Source organism: Streptomyces phytophilus (genome assembly GCF_013870535.1).
GTDB lineage: Bacteria > Actinomycetota > Actinomycetes > Streptomycetales > Streptomycetaceae > Streptomyces > Streptomyces phytophilus.
Map to the genome: position 1 here is coordinate 1 of NZ_JACBXC010000698.1, position 3183 is coordinate 3183.

At 73.8% G+C, this 3183-nt stretch carries 3 protein-coding genes; all 3 read left to right on the plus strand.

Annotated features, from left to right (window positions below; all coding sequences use genetic code 11):
- Positions 1-243, plus strand: a 243-nt coding sequence (locus H5J30_RS23740) for an AtuA-related protein (RefSeq protein ID WP_445194955.1), incomplete at its 5' end; no start/stop codon positions are given.
- A complete protein-coding gene (locus H5J30_RS23745) occupies positions 240-1838 on the plus strand; it encodes an acyl-CoA carboxylase subunit beta (protein ID WP_181789406.1) in 1599 nt (532 codons plus the stop codon). The genes H5J30_RS23740 and H5J30_RS23745, both read left to right, overlap by 4 nt.
- A 31-nt stretch (positions 1839-1869) precedes the next feature.
- Positions 1870-3183, plus strand: a 1314-nt coding sequence (locus H5J30_RS23750) for an acetyl-CoA carboxylase biotin carboxylase subunit (RefSeq protein WP_181789407.1), incomplete at its 3' end; no start/stop codon positions are given.

Genomic DNA, 3183 nt, shown 5'->3' on the forward strand with positions numbered 1-3183 from the left:
GACGCCGCCTGGCCGTGGCTGGCCCACACCCTCACCGTCGACCGCCTGCGCGAACTCCTCCCGGAGACCGCGGCCTTCCCCGTCGTACGCCACGTCCTGCCGAACCTGCGCGCGCTCAACTTCACCGTCGAAGGACTCCTCGGCGAAGGCGTCGCCGCCCAGGCCCGCTTCGACCCGCAGGCCAAGGCGCTCGGCGAGTGGCTGCGCGCCCGGCACGCCGACATCCCCGAGGAGCTGCTGTGACCGTGCTGGCCTCGTCGCTGGACACCGCGGGCCCCGACTACGCCGCGCACCGCGCCGCGATGCTCGACAAGCTCGCCGCCCTCGACACCGAGCACGCCAAGGCCGTGGCGGGGGGCGGCGAGAAGTACACCGCCCGGCACCGCGCCCGCGGCAAGCTGCTCGTACGCGAGCGCATCGAGCTGCTCCTCGACCCCGACACCCCGTTCCTGGAGCTGAGCCCGCTGGCCGGCTGGGGCTCTGACTACACAGTGGGCGCCTCGCTCGTCACCGGCATCGGCGTCGTCTCCGGCGTGGAGTGCCTGATCACCGCCAACGACCCGACCGTACGCGGCGGCGCGTCCAACCCCTGGACGCTGAAGAAGGCGTTCCGCGCCCACGAGATCAGCCTCGCCAACCGGCTGCCTTCGGTCCACCTCGTGGAGTCCGGCGGCGCCGACCTGCCGTCGCAGAAGGAGATCTTCATCCCGGGCGGCGCGCTGTTCAAGCACCTCACGCGCTCGTCCGCCGCCGGCATCCCGACCGTCGCCGTGGTCTTCGGCAACTCCACGGCGGGCGGGGCGTACGTGCCGGGCATGAGCGACCACGTGATCATGGTCAAGGAGCGCGCGAAGGTGTTCCTCGGCGGCCCGCCGCTGGTGAAGATGGCCACCGGCGAGGAGAGCGACGACGAGTCGCTGGGCGGCGCCGACATGCACGCCCGTACCTCGGGACTCGCCGACTACTTCGCCGTCGACGAGCCGGACGCCCTGCACACCGCCCGCCGCGTCGTCGCCCGCCTCGACTGGCGCAAGGCGCACCCCGACCCGCCGCCGGCCGCCCCGCCCGCGTACCCGGAGGACGAGCTGCTGGGGATCGTGCCGGGCGACCTGAAGGTGCCGTTCGACCCGCGCGAGGTCATCGCGCGGATCGCGGACGGCTCGGACTTCGACGAGTTCAAGCCGCTGTACGGGACGAGCCTGGCCACCGGCTGGGCCCGGCTCCACGGCTACCCCGTCGGGATCCTCGCCAACGCGCGCGGCGTGCTGTTCAGCGAGGAGTCGCAGAAGGCCGCGCAGTTCATCCAGCTCGCCAACCAGCGCGACATCCCGCTGGTCTTCCTCCACAACACCACCGGCTACATGGTCGGCAAGGACTACGAGCAGGGCGGCATCATCAAGCACGGCGCCCAGATGATCAACGCCGTCTCCAACTCCCGCGTCCCGCACCTGTCGGTGCTGATGGGCGCCAGCTACGGCGCCGGTCACTACGGCATGTGCGGCCGCGCGTACGACCCGCGGTTCCTCTTCGCCTGGCCCAGCGCCAAGTCGGCGGTCATGGGCCCGCAGCAGCTCGCGGGCGTCCTGTCGATCGTCGCGCGGGCGTCGGCGGAGGCGAAGGGCATGCCGTACGACGAGGAGGGCGACGCGGCGCTGCGCGCGATGGTGGAGCAGCAGATCGAGGCGGAGTCGCTGCCGGTGTTCCTGTCGGGGCGGCTGTACGACGACGGGGTCATCGACCCGCGGGACACCCGCACGGTGCTGGGGATCTGCCTGTCGGCGATCCACACGGCGCCGTACGCGGGCGTGCACGACGGGTACGGGGTGTTCCGCCTGTGACCGCGCGACCGGCATCCACGTGGGAGGACCGATGATCCGCACCCTTCTTGTCGCCAACCGGGGCGAGATCGCCTGCCGCGTCTTCCGCACCTGCCGCGACCTGGGCATCACGCCCGTCGCCGTGCACTCGGACGCCGACGCGGGCACGCTGCACGTACGGACGGCGCTGGACGCCGGCGGTGCGGCGGTCCGGCTGCCGGGGCAGGCGGCGGGGGAGACGTACCTGCGGGCCGATCTGCTGGTCGCGGCGGCGGTCTCGGCGGGCGCGGACGCGGTGCACCCGGGCTACGGGTTCCTCTCCGAGAGCGCGGAGTTCGCGCGGGCGGTGACCGCGGCGGGGCTCACGTGGGTCGGGCCGCCGCCGGAGGCCATCGAGGCGATGGCGTCCAAGACCCGGGCGAAGGAGCTGATGGGCCTCGCGCCGTTCGACCCGTCGAAGGCGGTCGAGTCCGACCTGCCGCTGCTGGTCAAGGCGGCGGCGGGCGGCGGCGGGCGCGGCATGCGGGTCGTACGCGAACTGGCCCTGCTGGACGCCGGGCTGGCGTCGGCGTCGGCGGAGGCCGCGGCGGCGTTCGGGGACGGCGAGGTGTTCGTCGAGCCGTACGTCGAGGGCGGCCGGCACGTCGAGGTGCAGGTGCTCGCGGACGCGCACGGAGGTGTGTGGGCGCTGGGCACGCGCGACTGCTCGCTGCAGCGGCGGCACCAGAAGGTGGTGGAGGAGGCCCCGGCGCCCGGCCTGGCGGCGGGCGTGGCGGGCGAGCTGGAGGAGATCGCGGTACGGGCCGCACGGTCGATCGGGTACGTGGGCGCGGGGACGGTGGAGTTCCTGCTCGCGCCGGACGGGCGGGCGCAGTTCCTGGAGATGAACACGCGGCTCCAGGTGGAGCACCCCGTCACGGAGGCGGTGTACGGGGTGGACCTGGTGGCCCAGCAGTTGAGGATCGCGGAAGGCGAACCCTTGCCGCCGTCGGCACCGCGGCCGAGCGGCCACGCGGTGGAGGCCCGCCTCTACGCGGAGGACCCGGCGTCGGCCTTCGCCCCGCAGACGGGCCGGGTCCACCGCCTGGAGGTCAGGGGCCCCGTCCGCCTCGACACCGGCTACACCGCCGGCGACACCGTCACCCCGTACTACGACGCCCTGCTGGCCAAGGTGATCGTCCACGCCCCGACCCGCGCGGAGGCGGTCCGGCGGCTGACGGCGGCGCTGCGCGGGGCGCGGATCCACGGCCCGGTGACGAACAGGGACCTGCTCGTGCGGTCGCTGGAGCACGAGGAGTTCACCGGCGCGCGGATGACGACGTCGTTCTGCGACGACCACCTGGCGACGCTGACGCGGCCGCCGGCC